17 protein-coding genes are annotated in these 24,750 nt (G+C 69.6%); 1 reads left to right on the top strand and 16 read right to left on the bottom strand.

Annotated elements, in window-relative coordinates:
- Nucleotides 1–175: 175 nt before the first annotated feature.
- On the top strand, nucleotides 176–1,492 hold the full coding sequence (locus ACVOMH_RS14105; RefSeq protein WP_057506095.1) for an NCS2 family permease: 1,317 nt from the start codon (nucleotides 176–178) through the stop codon (nucleotides 1,490–1,492).
- A 50-nt stretch (nucleotides 1,493–1,542) separates the two neighbouring features.
- Here ACVOMH_RS14105 and pncB read toward each other — a convergent pair whose 3' ends face one another.
- From pncB to ACVOMH_RS14025, 16 genes are all read right to left on the bottom strand, one after another.
- On the bottom strand, nucleotides 1,543–2,712 hold the full coding sequence (gene pncB / locus ACVOMH_RS14100) for a nicotinate phosphoribosyltransferase (protein WP_054658782.1): 1,170 nt from the start codon (nucleotides 2,710–2,712) through the stop codon (nucleotides 1,543–1,545).
- Nucleotides 2,713–2,759: 47 nt separating this feature from the next.
- Nucleotides 2,760–3,593 carry a glycosyltransferase family 2 protein gene (locus ACVOMH_RS14095; protein WP_057506096.1) on the bottom strand — a complete coding sequence of 278 codons (834 nt, stop codon included), beginning with the start codon at nucleotides 3,591–3,593 and terminating at the stop codon, nucleotides 2,760–2,762.
- Nucleotides 3,590–4,453, bottom strand: coding sequence for a glycosyltransferase family 2 protein (locus ACVOMH_RS14090; protein ID WP_096144932.1), 864 nt, complete (start codon nucleotides 4,451–4,453; stop codon nucleotides 3,590–3,592). The genes ACVOMH_RS14095 and ACVOMH_RS14090 overlap by 4 nt, the downstream gene beginning before the upstream one ends.
- Nucleotides 4,454–4,455: 2 nt before the next feature.
- Nucleotides 4,456–6,663, bottom strand: coding sequence for a type II secretion system secretin GspD (gene gspD / locus ACVOMH_RS14085; RefSeq protein WP_481552371.1), 2,208 nt, complete (start codon nucleotides 6,661–6,663; stop codon nucleotides 4,456–4,458).
- Between the two features lie 9 nt (nucleotides 6,664–6,672).
- Nucleotides 6,673–7,359 (bottom strand): hypothetical protein, encoded by a 687-nt coding sequence (locus tag ACVOMH_RS14080; RefSeq protein WP_481552370.1) that lies wholly within the window; start codon nucleotides 7,357–7,359, stop codon nucleotides 6,673–6,675.
- On the bottom strand, nucleotides 7,349–7,969 hold the full coding sequence (gene gspM / locus ACVOMH_RS14075) for a type II secretion system protein GspM (protein WP_481552369.1): 621 nt from the start codon (nucleotides 7,967–7,969) through the stop codon (nucleotides 7,349–7,351). The genes ACVOMH_RS14080 and gspM overlap by 11 nt, the downstream gene beginning before the upstream one ends.
- Nucleotides 7,944–9,065, bottom strand: coding sequence for a PilN domain-containing protein (locus ACVOMH_RS14070; RefSeq protein WP_481552368.1), 1,122 nt, complete (start codon nucleotides 9,063–9,065; stop codon nucleotides 7,944–7,946). Before ACVOMH_RS14070 ends, gspM begins: the two co-directional genes overlap by 26 nt.
- Entirely contained in the window at nucleotides 9,062–9,919 is an 858-nt protein-coding gene (locus ACVOMH_RS14065; protein WP_481552367.1) for a type II secretion system minor pseudopilin, read from the bottom strand. Before ACVOMH_RS14065 ends, ACVOMH_RS14070 begins: the two co-directional genes overlap by 4 nt.
- Complete coding sequence (locus ACVOMH_RS14060; RefSeq protein ID WP_481552366.1) at nucleotides 9,916–10,563, bottom strand: type II secretion system protein J; 648 nt, start codon at nucleotides 10,561–10,563, stop codon at nucleotides 9,916–9,918. Before ACVOMH_RS14060 ends, ACVOMH_RS14065 begins: the two co-directional genes overlap by 4 nt.
- Complete coding sequence (gene xpsI, locus ACVOMH_RS14055) at nucleotides 10,560–10,958, bottom strand: type II secretion system protein XpsI (RefSeq protein WP_481552365.1); 399 nt, start codon at nucleotides 10,956–10,958, stop codon at nucleotides 10,560–10,562. The genes ACVOMH_RS14060 and xpsI overlap by 4 nt, the downstream gene beginning before the upstream one ends.
- Nucleotides 10,955–11,395 carry a type II secretion system protein XpsH gene (gene xpsH, locus ACVOMH_RS14050; protein WP_481552364.1) on the bottom strand — a complete coding sequence of 147 codons (441 nt, stop codon included), beginning with the start codon at nucleotides 11,393–11,395 and terminating at the stop codon, nucleotides 10,955–10,957. The genes xpsI and xpsH overlap by 4 nt, the downstream gene beginning before the upstream one ends.
- An 80-nt stretch (nucleotides 11,396–11,475) precedes the next feature.
- On the bottom strand, nucleotides 11,476–11,904 hold the full coding sequence (gene gspG / locus ACVOMH_RS14045) for a type II secretion system major pseudopilin GspG (RefSeq protein ID WP_481552363.1): 429 nt from the start codon (nucleotides 11,902–11,904) through the stop codon (nucleotides 11,476–11,478).
- A gap of 32 nt (nucleotides 11,905–11,936) precedes the next feature.
- On the bottom strand, nucleotides 11,937–13,154 hold the full coding sequence (xpsF, locus tag ACVOMH_RS14040) for a type II secretion system protein XpsF (protein ID WP_481552372.1): 1,218 nt from the start codon (nucleotides 13,152–13,154) through the stop codon (nucleotides 11,937–11,939).
- A 40-nt stretch (nucleotides 13,155–13,194) separates the two neighbouring features.
- A complete protein-coding gene (gene gspE, locus ACVOMH_RS14035) occupies nucleotides 13,195–14,916 on the bottom strand; it encodes a type II secretion system ATPase GspE (protein WP_481552362.1) in 1,722 nt (573 codons plus the stop codon).
- Nucleotides 14,917–15,042: 126 nt separating this feature from the next.
- Complete coding sequence (locus ACVOMH_RS14030; protein WP_481552361.1) at nucleotides 15,043–16,908, bottom strand: S8 family peptidase; 1,866 nt, start codon at nucleotides 16,906–16,908, stop codon at nucleotides 15,043–15,045.
- 160 nt (nucleotides 16,909–17,068) lie between these two features.
- Nucleotides 17,069–24,577 (bottom strand): ESPR-type extended signal peptide-containing protein, encoded by a 7,509-nt coding sequence (locus ACVOMH_RS14025; RefSeq protein WP_481552360.1) that lies wholly within the window; start codon nucleotides 24,575–24,577, stop codon nucleotides 17,069–17,071.
- Nucleotides 24,578–24,750: the final 173 nt, after the last annotated feature.

Raw genomic sequence — 24,750 nt, 5'->3', positions numbered from 1 at the left:
CAACCACCCGCTATAACTACGGGCACAACACGCGCCGCGCGGGCGCGTATCCGGGACCCACGGGTGGGCGTTAAATGGCGCACAATAAACCCCCCCGGGCCGCCCGCCCTGGGGGGCCGTCCGCTTTTGTACGGGCCACAAACCTCCTGCCTCCCCCCTGTGCCGGAAAGCCGCCATGTCCCTGTTCGACCGCCTGTTCAAGCTCCACCAGCACGGCACCAGCGTGCGCACCGAAGTGCTGGCGGGGCTGACCACCTTTCTGACGATGTCCTACATCGTCTTCGTCAACCCCGAGATCCTCGGCACCACCGGCATGGACCCGGGCGCGGTGTTCGTCTCCACCTGCCTGGCGGCGGCCATCGGCTCGACAGTGATGGCACTGGCGGCCAATTTCCCGGTCGGCATGGCCCCGGGCATGGGCCTGAACGCCTTCTTCGCCTTCACCGTGGTCGGCGCGGCCGGGCTGCCGTGGCAGCAGGCGCTGGCCGCGGTGTTCATTTCCGGCGTGGTGTTCTGGGTGCTGTCGCTGACCGGCATCCGCGCCTGGCTGGTGGCCGGTATTCCCGCCTCGCTGCGTTCGGCGATCGTGGCCGGCATCGGCCTGTTCCTGGCAATCATCGCGCTGCAGAAATCGCAGGTGATCATCGCCAATGAAGACACCATGCTCACCTTGGGCAAGCTCGACAGCGCGCCGCCGCTGCTGGCCCTCGGGGGCTTTTTGCTGATCGCGATCCTGGAAGCGCGCAAGGTGCGCGGCGCGATCCTGATCGGCATCCTCGCCGTGACCGGCATCGCCTGGGCGATCGGCCATGTGCAGTACGGCGGGCTGGTGTCGCTGCCGCCGAGCCTGGCGCCGACCTTCCTGCAGCTGGATATCCCCGGCCTGCTGCACCACGACGGCGGCGCGCCGCTGGCGGTGCTGATGCAGGTGGTGCTGGTGTTCGTGCTGGTGGAGGTGTTCGACGCTACCGGCACCCTGTATGGCGTGGCCGGACGGGCCGGGCTGCTGAAACTGGCCGATGGCAACAAGCGCTTCGGCCGCGCCCTGCTGGCCGACAGCAGCGCGATCGTCGCCGGCTCGCTGCTGGGCACCAGTTCGACCACCGCCTTTGCCGAGAGCGCCTCGGGCGTCCAGGTCGGTGGTCGCACCGGACTGACCGCGCTGGTGGTAGCCGCACTGTTCCTGGGCGCGCTGCTGTTCTCGCCGCTGGCGGCGATGGTGCCGCCCTACGCCACCGCGCCGGCGCTGCTGTTCGTGGCCGGACTGATGCTGCGCGAGCTGGTCGAGGTGAAGTGGGACGACCTGACCGAATCGGTACCCGCGGCGCTGTGTGCGCTGGCGATGCCGTTCACCTACTCCATCGCCAACGGCCTGGCGTTCGGCTTCATCGCCTACGCCGCCCTCAAGGCCGGCACCGGCCGCTGGCGTGAAGTGCGCCCGGCGGTGTGGCTGGTGGCCGGGCTGTTCGTGCTGCGCTTCGCGCTGGAGTGATCGGCGCGCAAGCGCAGTGAAACAAACCCGCCGGAGGGCGGGTTTGTCATTTATTGGACCGCGAACACCTGGCGCAGGTAGGTCAGGTAGTTGGGGTCATCGCACATGCTCTTGCCCGGCGAATCGCTGAGCTTGGCCACCGGCTGGCCGTTGCAGCGGACCATCTTGATGACGATGTTCAGCGGGGTCGGCCCCAGATCGTTGGTCAGATTTGTGCCCACGCCGAAGGCGACCTGACAGCGCCCGCGGAAATACTCGTACAGCTGCATCACCTTCTGGATGTCCAGGCCGTCGCTGAACACCAGCACCTTGCTGGCCGGGTCGACGCGGTTGGCCTTGAAGTGCGCCAGCATGCGGTCGCCCCACACAAACGGGTCGCCGGAGTCATGGCGCACACCGTCGAACAGTTTGCAGAAATACATGTCGAAATCGCGCAGGAACGCATCCAGCCCGACCACATCCGACAAGGCGATACCCAGATCACCGCGATACTCGCGCGCCCAGGACTCCAGCGCCGCCACCTGCGAGTCGCGCAGCCGCGGCCCCAGCGCCTGGAACGCCTGCAGGTATTCATGCGCCATCGTGCCGTGCGGGGTCATGCCGTAGATGCGGGCGAAATGCACGTTGCTGGTGCCGACGAACTGGCTGCCCAGCGCCTCGCGCAACATCGGCAGCATGTGCCCGTGCCACTGCCGCGAATAGCGCCGGCGCGAACCGTAGTCGGCGATGCGGCACAGCTCGAAGCCGGGCGTGTCCCGCAACAACGCGGTCTTGGCCTGCAGGCGGCGCTCGCCCTCAGCGAAATCCGGCAGGCCGGCATTGCGGAACCAGACTTCATTGATGATCGCCAGCAACGGCACTTCGAACAGGATCGTGTGCAGCCAGGGCCCGGTGATGTCCAGCTCGATCTCGCCGGGCACCGTCGGCGAGGCGCGCAGCGCGATGTACTTGCGATCCAGATGGAACAGCCCGAGGAAGTCGACGAAGTCCGGCTTCACGAAGCGCAGCGTGCGCATGTAATCCAGCTCGTCGGTGCTGAAATGCAGGCTGCACAGGTGGTCGATCTCGGTGTTGATCTGGTCCAGGTACTGCGCCAGATCGATGCCCGGAGTCCGGCACTTGAAGCGGTACTGCACCAGCGCGCCCGGGTACTGGTGCAGCACGGCCTGCATCATGGTGAATTTGTAGAGGTCGGTGTCGAGCAGGGACTGGATGATCATGCCGGCATTATGCGCCGGGCCTGCGTGAGCCCGCCTGAAAGCCGGGTTCAGCGAAGCAGCAGACGCGGCAGCTGCAACGCGGCGTGTGCCCAGATCGCGCACCAGACCCCGGCCCGTACCGGCAGCGGGCGCTGCGCGGCCTCGAACTTGCGGAAATAGCGCCACAGCCCGCGGTGCTTGTGCCACTCCACGAAGTACGGCCGCGCGCGGCTGGAGACACCGCGCACATGCAGCACCTTCAGCTCGTTGGCGATGGCCACCGTGGCGCCGGCTTCGCGCGCACGCCGGCACAGGTCCAGATCCTCGGCATGCAGGCGATAGCCGGCATCCCAGCCGCCCAGCCGCACGAACAGGTCGCGCGGCATCAGCAGCAGCGCACCGGACAGCGCCTGCACCACCTGCAACGGCTGCGCGGGATCGGCCGGCACCGCAAGCCGCGAGCCCCGCCCCGGATGGCGCAGCATTGCGGCGAAATCCGGATCGCGGCGGCGCACCGCGGCATCGGCCTGGCCGGCCTCATCGACCTGCTCCACGCCCAGCAGACAATCGCCCAGCTGCGCGCCCAGCGCACGCAGCTGCGCAAGCGTGGACGGCTCGACCATCAGGTCCGGGTTGATGAAGGCCAGCCACGGCGCCTGGCAGTCCTGCGCGCCCTGGTTGCAGGCGGTGGCGAAGCCGGGATTGTCCGGATTGGCGATGAAGCGCACGCGCGGATCGGCCAGGGCATGGCGCTGGGCGATGGCCAGCGAACCGTCATCGGAATCGTTGTCGACCACGCGGATCTCGGCCACCTCCCGCGCCGCGCGCAGCCGCTGCAGGCATTCGTCCAGCGTGCTCGCACTCTGGTAGCTGACAACAACAACGGCAATCGAATCGCTCACACCGGCTCCGCGCCTGGAAGGGAAGCACAGGCCTCGAACAGGTCGCGCTGGGCGTCGGGCATTATCGCCTGCGCGCACCGCTGCTGCAGCTGGCCGCGATGGGCGTACAGCGGGTCGTCCATCAGGAACGAGGCCAGGCGCGCGGTCCAGACCGGCCAGCGCGTGGCCAGCACCTCCATGTCACCCGCGGCCGGCCGGCCCTCCTGCAGGCGGCCGACAAAGGCGGTGTCACAGAGCACGTTGCGCCAGCCCAGGCCACTCATGCGCAGGCTCAGATCCACCAGCGCCGCATACCAGGAACCATAGCTGTGGGTATCCAGCCCGCCGGCGCGGCGGCGCGCACTGCCACGGATCAGCACCGCATGGGTCACCGCCGAAGGCAGCTCCGGGTGCAGCAGCGGCATCGCCGCACAGGCCAGGGCCAGACGCGCCGGCTCGGCCGGCAGCGGATTGACCTCACCCACGCGCGGCCAGGCGGTGGTTTCGCCGGCATTGCTCCACGGTGTGGCCGTGGCAATGGCGGCATCGCGCGCCAGACAATCGCTCAATTGCGCCAACCAGCCCGGGTGCGGAATCGCGTCCGGCGCCAGCACCACCACGTCGGCATCGCCGCAGGCGCTGAGCATCTGGTCCAGGTGCGCGACCTCGCCGATCGCACGCGGACGCCGCGTGTACTCGGCCTGCAGCTGCGTGCCTGCCAGCCAGTGCTCGATCACCGCCTGCGCGCGTGGTCCGGCCTGGCCGTCATCGGCCAGCCATACGGAAGTCCCGGCGGGCGTGGCCGCTTCCAGCGCGCCCAGACAGGCATCGAGCGCGGCCTCGTCCACGCCCACCGGCAACAGGATGACCGGCAGCGCCATGCTCAGCGGCGCGCCTTCGGGCCCAGCGGGTCCAGCGCGCGGAACTTGCTGCCGTATTCGTCGGTGAGGTTCCGCGCTTCCTGCGGATTGCGCACGATGCTCGGCGTCAGCAGCACGATGACTTCACTGCGCCGGCTGTTCTGGGTCTTGCGGCCGAACAGGCCACCGATCACCGGCAGCCGGCTCAGCCCGGGAAAGCCCGAGGAACCCTGGGTGGAACTGTCTTCGATCAACCCGGCCAGCATCACCGTGTCCCCGGCATTGACCGCGGCCTCGGTCTTCATGCGGCGGGTGTTGATGCGCACGTTGCCGTTGGCGTCGGGCTCGCCTTCCGGGGAGCTGACCTCCTGCACGATGTCCAGAAACACCATGCCGTCGCGGGTGACACGCGGGCGCACTTTCAAAATGGTGCCGGTTTCCAGGTACTGCACCTGCGCGTACTGGTTGTCGCTGATGCCCGAGACCGAGACCGAATAGACCGGTATCTTGCTGCCGACATTCAAGGTGGCGATGGCGTTGTTGCGCACGAACAGCGAGGGCGTCTGCAGCAGGCGCACATCGGTGACCTGGTCCAGTGCGCTGATCACCGCCGCGGCGTTCTTGCCCAGGAAGGTCCAGCTCAGCCCACCGCCGCCCTGGCCATCACCGGGCACCAGCGCGCCGGCGATGTCGCCCCAGATGCCGCGTCCCAGCGCCGAGGGCAGACCGGCGCCGCCGTTGGCCGGGGTGGCATTGACCGCCTGTTCGAAATACCAGTTCACGCCGTAACTGAGTTCACCGGTCAGCGCGACCTCGGCCACCTGGGCCTCGATATGCACCTGCAGCGGCATCACGTCGAGCTTCTCGACCACCTCGCGGATCGAACGCCAAGCCTGCGGGGTGGAACGCACCAGCAGGGTGTTGGTTTCCTCCACCGCCGAGACACCGACGCGGTCGCCCTCCACTTCCAGGGTCACCGCACCATTGCCCGGCGCCTGCGGTGACAGCGCCAGCGGCTGTCCACCATCGCCGCCCATCCCACCGGTATCGCCCTGGCCCAGCGTGTCAGCGGGATCGGCCGAGGGATCGGTGGTGCCGCGTCCCTCCAGAGTCATCGGCGTGGCGCCAGGCGCCAGCGACACACCGCGCTGCCCGGCGGAACCACCGGCACCGGCGCCGAACACTTCGGCCAGACGCTCGGCCAGATCCCGGGCCTTGATGTACTTCAGCTCGTAGGAGAACAGGCGGGCGCTACCGCCGGCACTGTCGATGCGGTCCAGCCACTGCTGGATCTGGTCCAGGTAGCGCGCCTGCGGGGTGATCACCAGCACCGCATTGGCGTTGTCCAGCGGCATGAAGCGGAACATGCCGGCACTGGGCGTCTTGCTGTCCTGCCCGAACACCTTTTCCAGATCGCCGGCCACCTGCGAGGCGCGCCCGGACTGGATCGGGAACACGCCCACCGACATGCCCGAGAGCCAGTCCACATCGAAGATCTCGACCGTGCGCAGGTAGTTCTCAAGCTCGGTGCGGGTGCCGCCCAGGGTGATCACGTTGCGTGAGCCGTCGATGCCGACGATCGCATTCGGGCGCGCGTACGGCTCCAGCACCTTTTTCATTTCGCTGGCCGAGATGTAGTGCAACGGCACCACCCGCACTTCGTAGCCACGCGCGGCCGAGGCCGGCGCGGTACTGGGCGCCACGGTCCCGGCCAGCGACTGTTCGGCCGGCACGATGTTGTAGCGGCCGCCGCTGTAGATCAGTCGCGCGTTGTTCCAGCCCAGCACCATCTCCAGCAGGTTCAGCGCCTGCGCCGGCGAGACCGGCTTGGGCGTGGCCAGCGTGACCGTGCCCTGCACGCCGGGCGCGATGACGTAGTTCTGGCCGAGCATGTCGCCGAGGATCGCCTTGGTGACGGCCTGCACCGATTCCCCTTCGAAATTGAACACCGCCGTACCGTTGCCGGCCGCGGCCAGCGACGGAGCCGGGGCCGACGCCGCCGCCCGGTTGATCACGGTGCCGTTGCCGCGGCGGATCACCGCGCGGCTGCCGGTGTCGTCGGCCTGTGGCACCTCGGCCGCTTCCAGCGTCGAGGTCCGCGCAGGCGTGCCAAGCGCGGCGGTGACAACGGGAGCCTGGGCGTTGCGGCGGATGTCCGGTACCGGCGGGGTGCTGGCGCAGGCACTGAGCGCGCCGATCAACAGGGAGAGGGAAACAATGCGTGACGTCATGCCTGCACTCTACGGGTTCTGGCTGCCGGAGCTGCCGTTTGATTGCTGCTGCGCCTGCTTGCGCCGGGCCTGGATGCGTTCGCGGATCGACCTGATCTCGGCCGCGCCGGGCATCGGCACCGCCGCATCGGAATCGGCCGCTGCCGGCGGGATGGCCTCCACCGGCGGGGCCGCCGGCGGAAGCGTGCCGGCCGCTGCGGCATCGGCGGCGGCGTTCCCGCTGCCGTTGAACACCTGCAACTGCAGCTGCAAGGTACCTGGCGGCCCCGACACCACCGCGCTGCGCGGCGCCAGGGACAGCAACTGCCAGCCGGCCACCGGTTCGCCGCCCAGCCGCAGGCGCAAGGACTGGCCCTGATCGGTGGTCAGCGTTGCCAACGCCGTGCCGGGAGCCATCAACACGCCGGTCAGCCGCACCGCTGTCGCCGCCTGGCCGTCCGCCTCCAGAACAAACGGGTGCGGCTGGCGGTCCGGCGCGAACAGCGGACGCGAGGTGGCGGCGGCGTAATCGCCCGCCGGCCCGAGCCGGTCTGGAGCGGGCGCCGGGATCCGGGGAAGGGCCGCGGCGACCCGATCATCGGCCGGCCCCGGCAGCCGGCTGCCGAGCCCGCACAGCGTGGCGATCCACCCCAGCAGGGCCCATGCCGCCAGCGTCGCCAGCCACCAGGTCCGCAATCCAGCCGCGTCAGGGCGCATGCACCGCTCCTGCCGCCGGCCCGTGCGGTTGCGGGCGCAGATAGCCGGCCAGCTCGAAGGCCGCATCCAGTCCGCCGCCACTGGCGCCCGGCGGCGTGGCGGCGGGTTGGGCGAGGATATCCAGACGGGTGAGCTCCAGATAAGGACTGCCACTTTCCAGGGCATGCAGCACGGCGATCAGCTCGCGGTTGCCGCAGCGCAGCCGCGCCTGGATCGCAACGCGCACGAAGCGCCCGCTGTGATCGGCCGGCAACGGCGAGCGGTCACTGATCGCGCAGCTGCGATTGCCAGGACTGGCCTGGCGCACCGCCGTTTCCAGTCGCTGCACCAGCGCCGAGGCCGCCAGCTCGGGCGATAGCTCGTCCATGAACCCGGGTTGCAGGGCCAGTTGCTGTTGCGCCTGTTGCAGGCGCTGGGCGATCTGCGGCGCCTGCCGCAACTGCAGGGCGATGCGCTGCTGGCGTTCCTGCAACGCCGCCACCTGCGCATCCACCTCCTGCAACGGCCGGATGAACAGCGGATGGATCAGCAGCAGATAGACCAGCGCCAGCGCCAGCAACAGCAGCGCCAGGGCCAGCCAGCGGTCACGGCGTGTGGGGGACAGCGCCATCGGCGGTCTCCATCACGGGCGGTTGCAGCTCGGCAACGAGCGTGAAGCGGTCACGGCCGCCCGTCGATTGCAACACGCCGGTCAATGCCGGTGTCTTCCAGTGCGGAGAATCCTCCAGCAGCGGCACCAGCGCCGAAGCGCTGCCACTGAAGCCGATCAGCTGCAGGCGGCCATTTTCCACGTCCAGCTTTTCGACCCAGGTGTCTTCCGGCAGTCGCAGGCTCAATTCGTCGAGCAGCCCGGTCATCGCCACCTGCTGCGTGCCGCGTTGCGTGAAAAACGCCTGTCCATCGAGCAGATCCTGCAGCTGCTGCCGCTGCGCGGAAACCGCGCGCGCGCGCGCCGCCAACCCGTCGACCTGGGCGGCCAGCGCCGCAGCCGCCTGCCGGCGGTTGTCCAGCAACTGCCAGCCGGCCAACACCAGCATGACCAGCGCCGCGAGCTGCAGCAGGCGATTGAGCCGGCGCAGCGGTTGCTGCCGCTGCCGGCGCTGTGCCAGCGGCAGCAGATTCACCGCCAATGGCTCGCCATCGGTATCCAGCACGTCCACCCCGTCGAGCTGGCCGGCCCAGGCCTCGCGCGGCGACATCAGCGTTTCCAGCTGCTGCCGCGGCGCCACCACCAGCTCCACCTCCAACGGTCCGTCGCTATGGCGCGACACCACCCGCACATCGAAGAACACCTTGTCGGCGGAAAAAGGCGTCTGCCGGTCGATCTCGAAGCGCACCACTTCCCGCAGCCGGGTCTCGGCCGCGGCAGGCAACTGCAGGCGCCGACGTAGCACCGCCGTGGCGGGCAGCACCGCAACGCGGGGCAGCGCGCGCTCCTGCGCCGGCAAGGCCGACTCCAGCACCGCTGGTGTCACCGGCGCCACCAGCCGCTGCAGCGGCACGGTCCGGCCGGCCCGGCAGCGCGAAACCTGCACCGCATCAGGCGCCGGCGACAACAGCAGGCGCGCGTCCGAACAACCCAGCAAGACCCGCCATTGCGCCGGCAGCCAGGACAGCAGGGCGCGCGACCACCAGTGCCGGAAACCTCCGATCCCCGGTGCAAGGTGTGCCCCCAGCTTTTCCAGACTTCCCCGCACCGCCGTCATCGTGCCGCCGCTCCCTGTTCCCAGCGTATTACCGTGTAGCCGCCTGTCCCCACGCCGCTGCCTGCGCATACAACCGCGCGCAGCACCACCTGACGCTCGCCGCCGAGCTGCACCCGGCTGTCGATACTATAAGTGCCGTTGCCGGCCGATGCCGGCGGCGCGGGCGAAGTTCCATCGATGACGGCCATGGGGCCCCGCTCACGTGCGGCGATGACCTGCGCGGCCTCCAGCCCCATTGCGGTCAATACCGGCGCGTCGGCAAAACGGACGTCCGGCTGCGGAGTGCCGAACACCGTCACCAGCGGCGCCAGCCGCGTGTACAGCGCCGCATCCATGCCCAGCAGCAGCTGCAGCTCGCCGACAGTCTCGAACGGTGCGTTCTTGGGGCCATACGGCAGACCGGCGGCGGCATAGTCACCCGACTCGGCACCGCCGGCCGGTTGCAGCAACCCGTCGCGGTCGCGCCAGTCGACCATCGCCCCGGCCAGTTGCGAGGCCCGCGCCGGCTCCACCGCCAGCGCGCGCAGCAGCCCTTCCAGCAGCGGCCGCTCGGCCAGGTTCAGATCGACCTTGCCGGTTTCAGCCACGATCCGCAGCTCCACGGTGCGGCCATCGAACTGCCAGCGATAGGGACGCCCATCGGCCTGCCATGCCGGCCGCAGCGGATCGGGCCGCAGGCGCGAGAGCGCATATTCCAGACCGGCGCGCGCGGTCTGCTGACCGGCGGCCATCTGCGCAAGCACCCGGCCCTGCAGGTATTCCACCTTGGCGGTGAGCGCGAACGTGCCGATGGTCGCGGCCAGCAACGCCACCACCCACAACACCAGCACCAGTGCGGCGCCACGCGACCTCATCGCCATCCCCCGGCACGGCCGTACTGCGGCGGGGCCACCAGCAGCGGCGGCCAGGCAGGTCCCTGCTGCGGAATGATCTCGATGGACACCAGCACCGGCAGCCGCGCCGGCGTTGCCCACTGCTCCTGCCAGTCCATCAGCGCACCGGTCCGTGGATCACGACCGCGGTAGCGCAACCGTACCGCCTTCAATCCATCAACCAGCAGCTCAGCGCCACGTACCGGTTGCTCTTCAATGCGCATGCCGGCCTGCAGCAGGGTCAGCGAGAGCGTCAGCCGCAACGCCTGTCCGTCGTCCTGAACCTCCAGCTCATGCAGGTAGGGGCCCCCGCGGCCGAGATAGTCCGGGACCTCGGCGACAAACTGCAGATGCCGCGCATCGCCGATGAACACCGGTGCGGTGCCGGTTTCAGGATCGACGGCGCCGATCGCCAGCGGCATCGCCGCGCTCAAGCGCCGGCGCAGAAAGCCATCGACCGCGCGCATCCGTTCGTTGCCGCTGGCGATGATCTCACCGCGGGTACTGACCGCCAGTGTCGAGCGCACCGCGGCGAACGCCAGCGCCATGCCGGCGGCCAGCAACACCGTGGCCAGCAGGATTTCGATCAGGGTGAAGCCGCCCATCGCACGTGACCGTGATCTCATGGCAACCCCTCGGCAACCGCCGGGCTGCGCAGTCGCAACGTGCGCCAGCGCAACTGCTCGGCCGGTGCCTGGCCCCAGCGCACCTGCAGATCCAGCTGCCACAGCGCCGCGTCCGGCGTGGTCTGGCGCGGCTCCAGGTAAGGCGTCACCTCCAGCGTCCAGCGATAGCGACCCTGCTCCCAGTCGCCCTGGCGCCGTCCCGCCGCCAACGGGGCCTCGATACCGGCCGCCGTCAGCAGCGACTGTGCATGCAAGGCCGCGCGCCCCTGCGCGTCGGCCGTGCGCACCTGCCGCGCGGCCCCGGACAGGCTGCCCAGCAGCAGGGTCATCGCCAGCGCCAGCAACGCGAACGCGACGATCACCTCGATCAGCGAATAACCGCGCTGCTGCTTCATCGCGCCGCATCCGCGCGCACCGGGCCCGAGCTCACCTCACCGGTGATCCAGCTCACATCCACCCGCCACACCGCACTGCCCGAACTCAGCTCGATACGCCCGCCGGTGGAGGCGCCGTCTTCAAAAAAACCGATCACGCCTTCGTCAGTGCGCGCCTGTGCCTGGCGGGCACCGGCAAAGCGCACCGCCAGGGCGGCCGACAGTTGGCCATCACGCCCGCCAGCGGCCTGCCAACGGCGCGTGCGCGGATCGATGCTGAAGCGCTGCGGCACGCCACTGACGACAGCCTGGGTCCGGGTATGCCGCAGCTGCGCGGCCACCTCCTTGCCGGCCGAACGCAGTCGCATGCCGGCCAGCCCGCCGTTCATCGCCATCGCCGCGATCAGGCCAATGGCCGCCATCAAGGCCAGCACCAGCAGCATTTCCAGCAACGACATGCCCGCCACCGCCGGCCGGCGGTACGCGCGACGCGGCCGCTGAGGCGGAAAAACGGGCGCGGACAGCGTGGGCATCGGTCTTACTCGACGCTGATGTCCGCGTCGTAACTGGTGCCACCGGGGCGGCCGTCCTTGCCCAGACTTTTCAGATCGAACGGGCCGGCTTCGCCCGGCACCCGGTACTCGATGGCATGACCCCACGGATCATTGAACTCGCTGGGTTTGGCATACGGCCCCAGCCAGCCGCTGACCCCGGCCGGCTGCGCGGCCAGATCCTCGAGCTTGACCGGCAGCCGGCCGGTATCGAGCTGGAAGTTCTCCACCTTGCCGGCCAGGGTCTGGATCTGGGTCTTGGCCAGATTGGCTTTGCCACGGTCCGCCCCGCCCAGTACGCGACTGCCGACCACGGTAAGCACCGCGCCGATCAACACGATGACGATGATGATTTCCAGCAGGCTCATGCCCGCCTGGTGGCGGCGCGCGTGCGGTGCTCGTTGGGTGCGTTTCATGACAGTCTCCACAGTTGCGGCATTTTCCGGATTCAGCCGATGGCATTGGTCAGGTCGTACAGCGGCACCAGCACGGCGATGATCACCATGCCGACCACCGCCGCCAGCAGCAGGGTGATCACCGGCACCAGCGCGGCAAGCAGGCGGTCGATGGCCCGCGCGGTTTCCTGTTCGAAGGTGTCGGCGGTCTTGTGCAGCATGCTTTCCAGTGCGCCGGACTCCTCGCCCACCTGGATCATCTGCAGCGCCAGCCGCGGGAACCGGCCGTTGCGGCCCAGCGCGGTGGACAGGCCGATGCCGTTTTTCACGTCCTCACGGGCGGCGCCGACATCGGCGGCCAGCGCGCGGTTGCCCAGCACATTGCGGGCGATCCCCAGCCCGGCCAGCAGCGGCACGCCGTTGTGTAGCAAGGTGCCCAGCGTGCGCGCCAGCCGCGCGGTTTCCAGCTTGCCCAGCAACGGGCCGACCATCGGCCGCCGCAGCAGCCAGCCGTCAAAGGCCAGGCGGAAATCCGGATCGCGCCGTTTGCGTTCGACCCACAGCAGCGCCAGCGCCGGCACCACCAGCAGCACGATCCACCCGTCGCGCACCAGCAGACCCAGCTGCAGCACCGCCCGGGTGAACCACGGCAGCGCCACCTCCAGGCTTTCATACATCTGCGCGAACTGCGGCACCACGTAGCCGAGCAGGAACAGCAGCGCCAGCCCCACCACCAGCAGCAGGATCGCCGGGTAGATCAGCGCGTTGATCACCCGCCCCTTCAACTGCTGGCTGCGCTCCAGATAATCGGCCAGCCGCTGCAGCGTTTCATGCAGACTGCCGCCGGCCTCACCGGCGCGCACCATGTTCACGTACAACCGCGAGAACACCCCGTGCTGATGCTCCAGCGCCTGCGACAGCGGTGCACCGGCGCGCACCGTCTGGCGGATATCACCGATCACCCGCTGCTGGGCCGCATCGTCGGGCGTCTCCAGCAGAATCGACAACGCCCGGTCCAGCGGCTGCCCCGCCCCCAGCAAGGTGGCCAGCTGCTGGGTGAACCGCACCAGCGCGGCGCCATCGAATGGACGCCGGCGCCACGGCTTCCAGCCGCCGCCCGCGACACCCGAACCACTGGACAGGCGCACCTCGACCGGCAGATGGCCCTGTTCCTGCAGGCGCGCGACCACCTCGCTGTCGCTGGCCGCTTCCTGCTGCCCGTCGAGCAGCTCGCCGCGCGTATCCAGCGCCTTGTAGCGGTACAGCGGCATCAGCAATGCGTCTCCGGATGGAGCGACCCCAGATAACGGCTCATGCGTCCTCCGTCACCCGCAGCACTTCTTCCAGCGTGGTTTCGCCACGCAGGGCTTTGCCGATGCCGTTCTCGTACATGGTGCGCATGCCGGCCGCACGCGCGAGCTGCTCGATCTCGCCCATGCCCGCCTTGCGCATCACCGCACCGCGCAGCGCATCGTCCATCACCAGGAATTCGACAATGGTCGTGCGGCCCAGATATCCGGTCGGCGCCAGTGCCGAAGGCTGCGGCCGGTACAGGTGGATCGTTCCCTGCGGCTGGAAGCGCCGCAGGTCGAAGCGTTCGATTTCTTCCGGCGACGCTTCATAACGCAACGCGTGGGTGGGCTCCAGCCGCCGCACCAGCCGTTGGGCCAGGATGCCGTTGATGGTGGAGGTGAGCAGGTAATCCTCCACGCCCATGTCCAGCAGTCGGGTGATGCCGCCGGCGGCGTTGTTGGTATGCAGGGTGGACAGCACCAGATGGCCGGTGAGCGCGGACTGGATGGCGATGCGCGCGGTTTCCAGATCGCGCATTTCGCCGATCATGATGATGTCCGGGTCCTGGCGCACGATGCTGCGCAGGGCGCTGGCGAAATCCAGCCCGATCTGCGGCTTGGCCTGGATCTGGTTGATGCCTTCGAGCTGGTACTCGACCGGGTCCTCGACGGTGATGATTTTCACCTGGTCGGTGTTGAGCTGGCTCAGCGCGGTGTACAGCGTGGTGGTCTTGCCCGAGCCGGTCGGACCGGTGACCAGCAGGATGCCGTGCGGCTGCTCCAGCACCTTGCGGAACTGCGGCAGGAAGGCCTCGTCAAAGCCCAGCCGCTGGAAATCGAACACCACCGTCTCGCGGTCGAGCAGGCGCATCACCACGCTTTCGCCATGCGCGGTGGGCATGGTGCTCACGCGCAGGTCCAATTCCTTGCCCTGCACCCGCAGCATGATGCGGCCGTCCTGCGGCAGTCGCCGCTCGGCGATGTTGAGCCGCGCCATGATCTTGATACGGCTGATCACCGCGGCGGTGAGATTCACCGGCGGGCTCTCGCCATCGACCAATACGCCGTCGACGCGGTAACGCACCTTCAGGCGGTTCTCGAACGGCTCGACATGGATGTCCGAGGCGCGCAGCTCCACCGCCCGCTGGATCAGCAGATTCACCAGCCGGATCACCGGCGCTTCGGAAGCCAGATCGCGCAGGTGCTCGATGTCATCGAGCGGCGCGGCCTCGCCATCGGTCGATTCCAGCAGTGCATCCATCGCGCTGCGGCCCTGGCCGTGCCAGCGTTCGATCAGGTCGGCGATCTCGCTGCGCACGCCGACCGCCGGTGCGACCTCGCAGCCGGTGGCCAGCTGGATCGCTTCGATCGCGTAGCGGTCATAGGGATCGGCCATCCACAACGCGATGCGTCCGCGCTGCTCGCCCAGCGGCAAGACATGGAACTGTTTGAGAAAGCGCAGCGCGATCGGTTGCACATCCTCGACCAGCTCGGGCGGCGCGGCTGGCACGTCTTTGACCCCCAGCAGGCGCAGGCCCAGCACCTGCGCGCAGGCGTCGGCATGATCGCGCTCGGATACCAGTCCCAGCCGTGACAGCAACCCCAGCAGATCGCCGCCGGCATCGCGCTGCAGTTGCCGCGCACGCAGCAGATCCGGCTCTTTCAGCCGGCCCTGGGCCAGCAGCAGCTGGATGATGCGTTCGGCAGGCGCAAGAGTGGCGTCGTTGGCTACCGCGTTCACGCAATCCTCCTGTGTTGCCGGAACTTTAGCAGTTCGCCCACGCGTTCCGTCCGCGCGCAGCAACCGATGGCGCATATAAAGGAAACCCCGGCAATGCCGGGGTTCCCGGATACCACCGTCGATCACTTACTGGCGTGCCACCAGGCTCACCCCGCTGTAGGCCGAAGCCCCCACCAGCTTGATGTAGTAGGTCCCCGCCGCCGGCGCGGTGAAGCGCACCGTCTCGCTGTTGCCGGCGCGCGCGGACTTGGCGTCGAATACGGTGCTGCTCGGCTCCTCGCCCAGGCGGACGTACAACGAGACATTGCCGGTACCGCCGTAGGTGAGGATGCTCAGCACCGCGCCGGCCTGTGCCTGGAAGCTGTACAGCGCTTCGCTGCCGGCCGCACCGGCCAGACCGGACACCACCACCTTGTTGGTCAGCGGCGTGGCGACCGGGCCGCAGGTGTCCACCGCCGGATCGCACGGCACCTCCAGCGCCTTGTCCAGCGCGGCTTTGGCATTGACGATACCGCTGCCGATCGGCGTGGCGGCCGGGATGGTCACCGGAAACGGCCGCGCGGTCTGTTTCAGCAGCGCTTCGAGCTGGGCCGGGGTGAGGATGTCGCGATTGGCTGCCGCCAGTGCCCCCTGCACCAGCGCGCCCACCGCGGCGACATGCGGCGAGGCCATCGAGGTGCCGCCCATGCCCATATAGCTGTAGGCACCGGAGGTGGGCGTGGTCGTGCCGTTGTAGCCGGCCTGCCAGACATAGCCGCCCGGATTGCCGTCGACCCCGCCGCCGCCGCCGGGACCGGACAGATCCACCACCGCACCATAGTTGGAGTACGAGGCGATGCCACCGGTAATACGGGTCGCGCCCACCGCCACCACGTTGTTGCAGCTGGCCGGACGGTAGTTGCCGGCGTTGGCCGCGCTGTTGCCTGCGGCCACCACCACGGTGGTGCCACGCGACACCGCGCCGTTGATCGCATCCTGGTAGACGCTGCCGCAGGTGCCGTTGCCACCCAGACTCATGTTGATGATCTCGGCCGGAGTGGCATTGGCCGGAATACCGGCCACGCTGCCACCGGAAGCCCAGGTCACCGCATCGGCGATGTCGGACAGGTAGCCACCGCATTTGCCGAGAACGCGCACCGGCAGCACCTGCGCCTTGTAGGCGACCCCGGCCATGCCGATCCCGTTGTTGGTCGCCTCGGCGATGGTGCCGGCGACGTGGGTGCCGTGCCAGGAGCTGTCCTCGGCCGGGGTGTTGGGGCCGCATTCGTTGGCCGTGGCCACCCAGTCGCCATAGTCCAGCGCACCCGGCACACGGTCATCGGTGGGGCGCCGCGAAGTCTCGGCATCGGAAATGAAGTCATAGCCCTGCAGCAGGTTGCCGGCGAAATCCGGATGGCCCGGCAGGATCCCGGTATCCAGCACCGCCACCACCACGCCTTCGCCCTGGGCGATGTCCCACGCCGCCGGCGCGTTGATGCCCCCGGCGGCGTTGTGCAGGTGCCACTGGTAGGTCTGGTAGTACTGGTCGTTGGGGACCAGCTGCGGCTGTTCCTTCGCCTTGGGCGAATCCACACGCTGCAGTTTGACGTCGGCTTCGGCGTACAGCACCGCCGGATCGGCGGCGATTTCGGCCACCACCTTGTCCAGCTCGGCCCGGTTGAGCCGGGCATCGAGGCGCATCAGATCCGCGCCCACCCCCAGCGTGCGCACATGCTCGGCCCGGATCGCCGCAGCACGGGCCTTGCCTGCGCCGAGGCTGGCACGGGACAGCGCCGACTGCACCACCGACACTTTGCTGGAACGGTCGCGCGCGGCGGCGCTGCCGGTACGGTATTTGACAATGATGCGGCTGGAGCTCTGGACCGCCGCCGGCGCCGCCTGCACCGGCTCCTTGACCTGCAGCTGCGGCGCGGCATGGGCGGCAGCCCCCACCGTCAGGGTCAGCACCGCGGCGGCGATGGCGTTGATGCGAAGGTTGTGCTTGTTGATCACGTTGACGTCCTCTTCAAGTTCATGGATCAGGCGACAGTTCTGGCCAAAAACCTCCTGCGGAATCCGTTGGCCGGCCCAGCCAAGGTTCCTTCGGTCTGCCCCCTCAGGCCTTGCACTCTGCATGCGTGCGGCGCCCAGGACGGACGCCGCCGCAGCTTGATCACCAGCCGAAACCGGCACCCACGCCGACCGAGCTGTCATCACTGCTGAACGCGCCGCCCAGGGTCACCGTGGCGCGCTCGCTGATCGCCCGCTGATAGCCGATGGACAGCGCCGATTCGCCACTCTGGAAGCCGACGCCCACGCCCACCCGGTTCTGCGTGCGCACGCCGGCAGCGCTGGTGGCCATGTTCAACATCGCCGCGTTCATGGCGCCCTGGCGATCGATACGGCGATCGGTACGGCGCAGGCGGTCATCGATCTCGCCCTTGTACATGGCGAAGCTGTCGGCCATCGCGCCGAAGCGGTTGTCGGTGTAGCTGTTGGCCGCGGTGATGCCGTTATCCAGCTGGGCTTTGTTGACCGCGTCGGTGGCCTGGGTGCCGGCGGCGACGTTGGCGATCTGCCGCTCGCTGCCGGCAGCGCCCACCGACACCGTGTTGGCGCGGTCAGCCACCGAGCCCTGGCCCAGGGCCACCGCGCCCTGTGCACTCACGCTCGCCCCTTGGCCGATCGCAGTGCCCGAGGCGGCATTGACCGTTGCGCCCTCCCCCATCGCCACCGCATTGGTGCTGGCGGCGCTGATATAGGTATTGGCGCCGACCGCGGTGCTGCCATCGGCATCGACCCGGGCGTTGCTGCCCAGCGCCGTGTCGTTCAGGCCATGCGCGTAGCTGCCATTGCCAATGGAGGTCCCGGCCACATTGTTGGCCGCGGCCTGGTCACCCAGCGCCACGCCCGCAACGGCGGCCGGCGTCACGGCGGCGATGCCTGCCACGCGACCCCGCGGTCCGTTGCCATTGCCGTTGCCATTGCCGTTGCCATTGCCGTTGCCATTGCCGTTGCCATTGCCATTGCCATTGCCGTTGCCGTTGCCATTGCTCGCGATACGGCTGTTGATGGAACTGACCTGCTGGTCCAACGCACTCAAGGCGGCGCCGACATTGTTGTAGGTGCTGCCCTGGATCACGTAGTTCGGCGCCACGAACATGCCCTGCATGCCGATGCCGGCACCGCCCCCCAGGAAACTGGCCATGTTGCCCAACGACTGGAACAGCTGCCCGCCATTGACCGCCTGCATGCTGCCGGCGGCGATACTGCCGGCGGCGACGTTGTCGAGGACGGTGCCCTGCGCACCGGCCAGCGTCATCACCGCGCGGCTGCCATCGTCATAGGTCACCGCGTTGGCGGTCACCCCTTCCACCGTGCCGATGCGGCTGTCGATATCGCTGACCCGGGTTTCCACTGCGCCCACGCGCTGGTTGGTGACGTTGAGCTGGCTGCCGTTGACCGCATCGGTACTGCCTTCGGCGATGCGGCCGGCAGCGAGATTGACGATGCGGCGCGTGGCCGGCCCGTCTACTCCATTGCCCCCGCCGACCGACACCACGTTGGCTTCGGTGGCCCGTGAACCGGCCCCCAGCGCCACCGAGTTGGTACCGGAAACCCCCGCACCGGCGCCGATCGCGATGCCATTGGCGCCGTTGCTGGCGAACGCGCTGTAGCCGATCGCCACACCGTTGGTCGCGGTGATCGAGGTCTGCCGGCCCAGCGCGGTGCTGTTGGTGCCGCGGGCCGACGCATCGGCGCCCACGGCCGTCGCACCGGTCGCATTGGCGGTACTGGCCGTCCCCAGGGCGGTGCTGCGATTGCCACTGGCCGATGCCCCGGCGCCTGCCGCGACACTGTTCGTGCCGCTGGCGGTGGCCACGCCCTCACCGCTGGCTTGGAAGTACTTGCTGGTTTCCCCGGCCAGTCCGGCCACTTCATCCAGCTGCGCCTTGTTCACCGCATCGGTGGCTTCGGTACCGGCGGCGACGTTGGCGATCTGGCGCTCGCTGCCGACAGCACCGACCGAGACGCTATTGGCACGTTCGGCCACCGAGCCGGCACCCAGCGCGACACTGTTAGCGGCTACCGCTTCGGCGTTCGCCCCCAGTGCGGTGCTGTCCGCACCACGGCTGGTGCTGTAGTAGCCCAATGCCACGCTGTTGGCACCGCTGGCCCAGCTTTGCGCGCCCACCGCGCTGGCACGGGCGCCCGGTGCATAGGCGAAATAGCCGATCGCGGTGGCTTCAACGCCGGAGGCTTCGCTCAGCGCACCGGAGGCCAGCGCGTAGTCGCCGGAAGCGATCGCGCCGGCGCCCACGGCGGTGGACGCCTCGCCACTGGCCTGGGTATCAACAAAGAAGCCCCAGCCCGGGATCAGATCGGCCGGGCCACCGATGGCCACGCTGCTGGTACCCGAGGCCGAGCTCTGCGTACCCATCGCCGTGCTGTAGTCACCCAGCGCATTGGCCACCGCGCCGAAGGCCGAGGACTGCGCGCCCTGGGCATAGGCGCCGACACCGGCTGCGGTGGCGGCAAAGCCGCCGGCATCGGCACTGGCGCCCAGCGCGGTACCGCCGACCCCGGCACTGGTGGCGCCGGTTTCCACCGGCATCCCGCCGGCGGTGATCAACGGGTTGCCGTTTTCATCGACCGCGTTGCCCCCCACCGCCACCGCGCCCGGGCCCATCGCCTGCGCGTTCTGGCCGAAGGCGGCCGCGTTCTGGCCCGACGCCAGCGCGTTCATGCCCACCGCGGTCGCCCCGTCGGCCACCGCAGTGGCACCGCTGCCGTAGGCCGAGGCGCCATTGCCGATCGCATTGCTCGCCTCGCCGGCCGCGGTGGCGTTGTCACCTTCCACATACGCGCCAGCGTCACTGTAATCGCTGCCGCTGGCGGTGAAGTACCTGGCCGTTTGCTGGCCGACTTCGGCCACGGCCGCCACTTCATCCAGCTGCGCCTTGTTCACCGCATCGGTGGCTTCGGTGCCGGCGGCGACATGGGTGATCTGCCGCTCGCTGCCGACATCGCCCACCGACACGCTGTTGGCCCGGTCGGCGACCGAGTTGGCGCCCAGTGCCACCGAGTTGACCTCCCCGGCCACCGCATTGCTGCCGATGGCTGTGGTCTGCTGGTCGAAGGCCCAGGCACCGGCACCGATGGCGGTGGCGTCATCGCCAAACGCCCAGCTGCCGCTGCCGATAGCCACCGCATTGGCCGCACCGATGCCGAAGAAACCGAAGCCGGTTTCGGCACCGTCACCGATGGCCAGGCTGCCCGCACCGAGTGCCGAAGCATTGCGGCCGACGGCGACGTTGCCGTCCTCGTAAGCGGCCGCGTTGAAACCCACCGCGGTGGCGCCGGCGCCCTCGGCATAGCTCTGCGAGCCGGTGGCGGTGCTGAAGTCGCCCAGCGCGTTGGCCACCGCGCCACTGGCGGTGGATTGATCGCCCTGCGCATACGCCCCCACCCCGACCGCGGTGGCGGCAAAACCTTCGGCATTGCCACTGGCACCCAGCGCGGTACCGCCGACCCCGGCGCTGGTCGCGCCGGTGTCCACCGGCACCCCGTCCACGGTGATCAGCGCATTGCCGTTCTCATCTACCGCGTTGCCGCCGACCGCGACCGCGCCCGGCCCCTGCGCCTGCGCGTTCTGGCCGAAGGCGGCGGCGTTCTGGCCCGACGCGAGCGCGTTCAGGCCCACCGCGGTGGCCCCGTCGGCCAGCGCGTTGGCACCGCTGCCGTAAGCCGAGGCGCCGTTGCCGATCGCATTGGCCGCTTCGCCGGCCGCAGTGGCGTTGTCGCCCTCGACATAGGCGCCGGCATCGCTGTCGGCGCTGCCACTGGCCTGGAAGTACTTGCCGGTGTTTTCAGCCACCGCGGCGACCGCATCGAGCTGGTCCTTGTTCACCGCGTCGGTGCCTTCGGTACCGGCGGCGACGCTGGTGATCTGGCGGGTCAGCCCGTATTCGACCGCGCCGACGGACACCGTATCGACCCGGTCGGCCAGCGAGCCGGCCCCCAGCGCCACACTGCCGAGGGCCACCGCCGCCGAATTCGAACCCAGCGCCATGCTGAAATCGGCCACCGCGATGCTGAACGCGCCCATCGCGACGGCCGCCTCACCGTAGCTTTCGGCACCGCGGCCGATCGCGCTGCTGCCAAGCCCGGCGGCGAGGGCCGCGCCGCCCACCGCGGTCGCGCCATCGGCCACGGCGGCGCTGAGCCCACCCACGGCCGTGGCCGCTCCGTTCTCGCTGGCGGCCGTGGCCGAGGCACCGATCGCCACATCGGCCAGCCCGAAGGCCATCGCGCTTTGTCCCATCGCCACACTGGCATCGCCAAAAGCGATGCTGGTCTGGCCGAAGGCGCTGGCGCCCAGACCCAATGCCATCGCCTCGCTGCCGATCGCGGTGGCCGCAGTGGCCAGCGCCTGGCTGTCACTGCCCAGTGCGGTCGCACTGTCGCCTTCCGCCGTGGCGCCGGAACCGGCCGCCAGGCTGTTCTCGCCGATGACGGTCGCCTCGCCGTCGCCGCTGGCCTTGAAATAGCGGGCGGTGTTGACCGCGTCGAACGTGGCCGCATTGAGCTGGTCCAGGTTCACCGCATCGGTACCCTTGGTGCCGGCGGCGACGTGGGTGATCTGCCGCTCGCTGCCGCTATCGCCGACCGAGACCGTGTTGTCGCGCTCGGCCACCGAGCCGGCACCCAGCGCGACGCTGTTGACGCCGAAGGCCAGCGCGCTCTCACCCAGCGCGGTGGCACTGAGCGCATCGGCCCAGGCGTTCCAGCCCACCGCAGTGGTGTACGCGTCCGTGGCCCAGGCACCGGCGCCGAACGCCGCCGCCCCGGTGCCGGAGGCGCGCGCCGGAATGAAACCGGAGAAGGTGGTGCCGCCCACTGCCACGCTCTCATCGCCGGTGGCTTCGCTGGATTCGCCCACCGCCACCGCGCTGGCACCGGCGGCCGTGGCCCCCACCCCCACCGCAGTGGTGTAGTCGCTGGAGGCGACCGCGCCGTAGCCCAGCGCCGAAGCCAGGAATCCGCTGGCCTCGCTGTAACCGCCGAGCGCGGTGGCACCGGCATTGCTCGCAGTGGCGCGGAAGCCGGTGGCCGTGGCCTGGTTGTCCGACGCCACCGCTTCGTTGCCGGTGGCGGTGCTGAAGGTGCCCGCCGCCTGCGCGCCGGCGCCGCTGGCGGTGGCGCCGGTATCAGATGCCATCGCGCCACTGCCCAGCGCGAGGCTGTCCTCGCCCAGCGCCTGCGCAGCGGTACCGAACGCGGCCGCGTTGCCGGCCGCCGCCAGGGCGTTGAAGCCCACCGCGGTGGCGTAGTCGGCCAGCGCGTTGGCGCCGCTGCCCAGCGCGGCGGTGCCGGCGCCGATGGCGTTGGCCGCCTCGCCCGCGGCCAGCGCGTTGTCGCCTTCGACATAGGCGCCGGCATCGCTGTCGGCGCTGCCGCTGGCCTGGAAATATTTGCTGGTGTTCTCGGCCACCGCCGCGACCGCATCGAGCTGATCCTTGTTCACCGCGTCGGTACCTTCGCTGCCGGCAGCCACGTGGGTGATCTGCCGCTCGCTGCCGGTATCGCCGACCGAGACCGTGTTGTCGCGCTCGGCCACCGACCCGGCTCCCAGCGCCACACTGTTTTCGCCATTGGCTGCCGAGTCGCTGCCCAGAGCCACGCTCGCATCGCCGTTGGCGGCGCTGAAGTTGCCCAGCGCGGTGCTGTTGAAGCCGCCGGCGTAGGCCGCGCCGCCCACCGCGGTGGAGTAGTCGCCGGCCGCCTCGGTCGCAACCAGGCCCCAGAACGCACCACCCACCGCCACGCTGTTGTCGCCGCTGGCGATCGCGTTGGAGCCGACCGCGGTGGCGTCATAGTTGCTGGCGCTGGCGCCAAAACCCAGGGCCGTGGCCGATTCCATCGACGCGCTGGCGCCATAGCCCAGCGCGGTGGTCGCAAAGCCGCTGGCGGCGCTGTATCCGCCATAGGCGGCAGAACCGTCACCGCTGGCCTCGCTGCGGAAACCGCTGGCGGTGGATTGCAGCCCCGAAGCGAGCGCCTCGCTGCCCAGCGCCGTGGCATAAGCGTTGTCCGCCTGCGCGGCGAACCCGGCAGCGGTCGCGCCATCGCCTGCGGCCACGCTTTCCGCGCCCAGCGCGGTAGCCCCTTCACCGCTGGCGGTGCTGTAGAACCCCACGGCGGTGGCCTCGGCGCCCTCGGCCAAGGCCAGCGCGCCGCTGGCCACGCTGCCATCCCCACTGGCCTGCGCGGCCGCGCCGGTCGCCGTGCTCAATTCGCCCGCCGCGATGCTCTCGGCACCGACCGCGGTGGCGTACTCACCCAGCGCCTGCGCGCTGCTGCCGAACGCTGACGCATTGCCGGCCGCCGCCAGCGCGTTGAAGCCCACCGCGGTAGCGTAATCGGCCAAGGCATTGGCCCCGCCCCCCAGCGCGGTGCTGCCGGCACCGATGGCATTGGCCGCCTCGCCCGCCGCCAGTGCGTTGTCGCCTTCGACGTAAGCACCGGCATCGCTGTCGGCACTGCCGCTGGCCTGGAAGTACTTGCTGGTGGTTTCAGCCACCGCCGCGACCGCATCGAGCTGGTCCTTGTTCACCGCATCGGTGCCTTCGGTACCGGCGGCGACGTGAGTGATCTGCCGCTCGTTGCCGGTATCACCGACCGAAACCGTGTTGTCGCGCTCGGCCAGCGAATCGGCGCCCAGCGCCACGCTGTTGCTGCCGATCGACATGGATGCATTGCCCAGCGCAGTGCTGTTGGTGCCCGGTGCCCACGCCGCGCCGCCGACCGCGGTGGAGTAGTTGCCGGAGGCCTCTGCAGGCAACAGTCCGAACAGGGAGCCCCCCACCGCCACGCTGTTCACGCCGGTGGCCAGCGCGCCCTGGCCGGCGGCGAGGCTGTCATCACCGCTGGCCACCGCGTCCGAGCCCAGCGCGGTGGCGTTGTCACCGGAGGCGCCACTGCTGTTGCCCAGCGCGGTGCTGTTGAAACCCGCGGCCTGCGCGAAGCCACCGACCGCGGTGGCGTAACTGGCGCTGGCCTGTGCCTGGAAACCCATCGCGGCGGCGGTGGTACCCACAGCGACGCTTTCGGCGCCGAGCGCGGTGGCCCCGGTGCCCGCGGCGGTGCTGTAGTAGCCCAGCGCGGTGGATTCGATGCCATCGGCCTCGGACAGGGTGCCCACCGCCACGCTGCCATCCCCGGCGGCCAGCGCCGCCGCCCCCAGCGCGGTGCTCTGCTCGCCGCTGGCCTGGCTTTCGGCGCCCACCGCCACGGCGTACTCGCCGCTGGCCGTGGCGCTGTCGCCGCTGGCGACGCTGTAGTCGCCGGAGGCGACCGTGGCCGCGCCGATGGCCACGGCATTGGTGCCGGAGGCGGTAGCGCTGCCATCGACCACGCAGTTGTCCAGGATGTTGCTGTTGAGCACGATGCACAGCGCGTTGCCGCCGACCTCGACCGATTGCGCGGCGGCCGGCACCGCCAATGACCCGCCTCCTATGCCCAGCGCCAGCGCGATGGCCACCGCCAGGCTCTGGAACTGGCCGCCGCCGGATCGGCGCGCGTCCACGAGCCCCCCGGGGGAATGGGAACTGGCCAGCTCCGAAGCCACTACCAGCTGGCCCAACGCCTTGTTCCAGACCTTGCGATAAATCCGATTCATCGTCACTGCTCCTTCAAGTCGGCTGGTTGTTTTTGCGCGTACAGACGCTGCCATCGCCCGGCATCAGGTGCCTGGCGATCCCCCTGAGGTGTTGTGGATCCCGCTTCCGGTCCTGCCGGCACGAGAGGCTCACGCCTGTCGCGGCTCCTTCACCGGGGTGAGAGATGACTGCG

Source organism: Stenotrophomonas sp. STEN013, assembly GCF_056760355.1.
The sequence above is the reverse complement of the archived record's forward strand: the minus strand, read 5'-3'. Positions and strand labels throughout refer to the sequence as shown.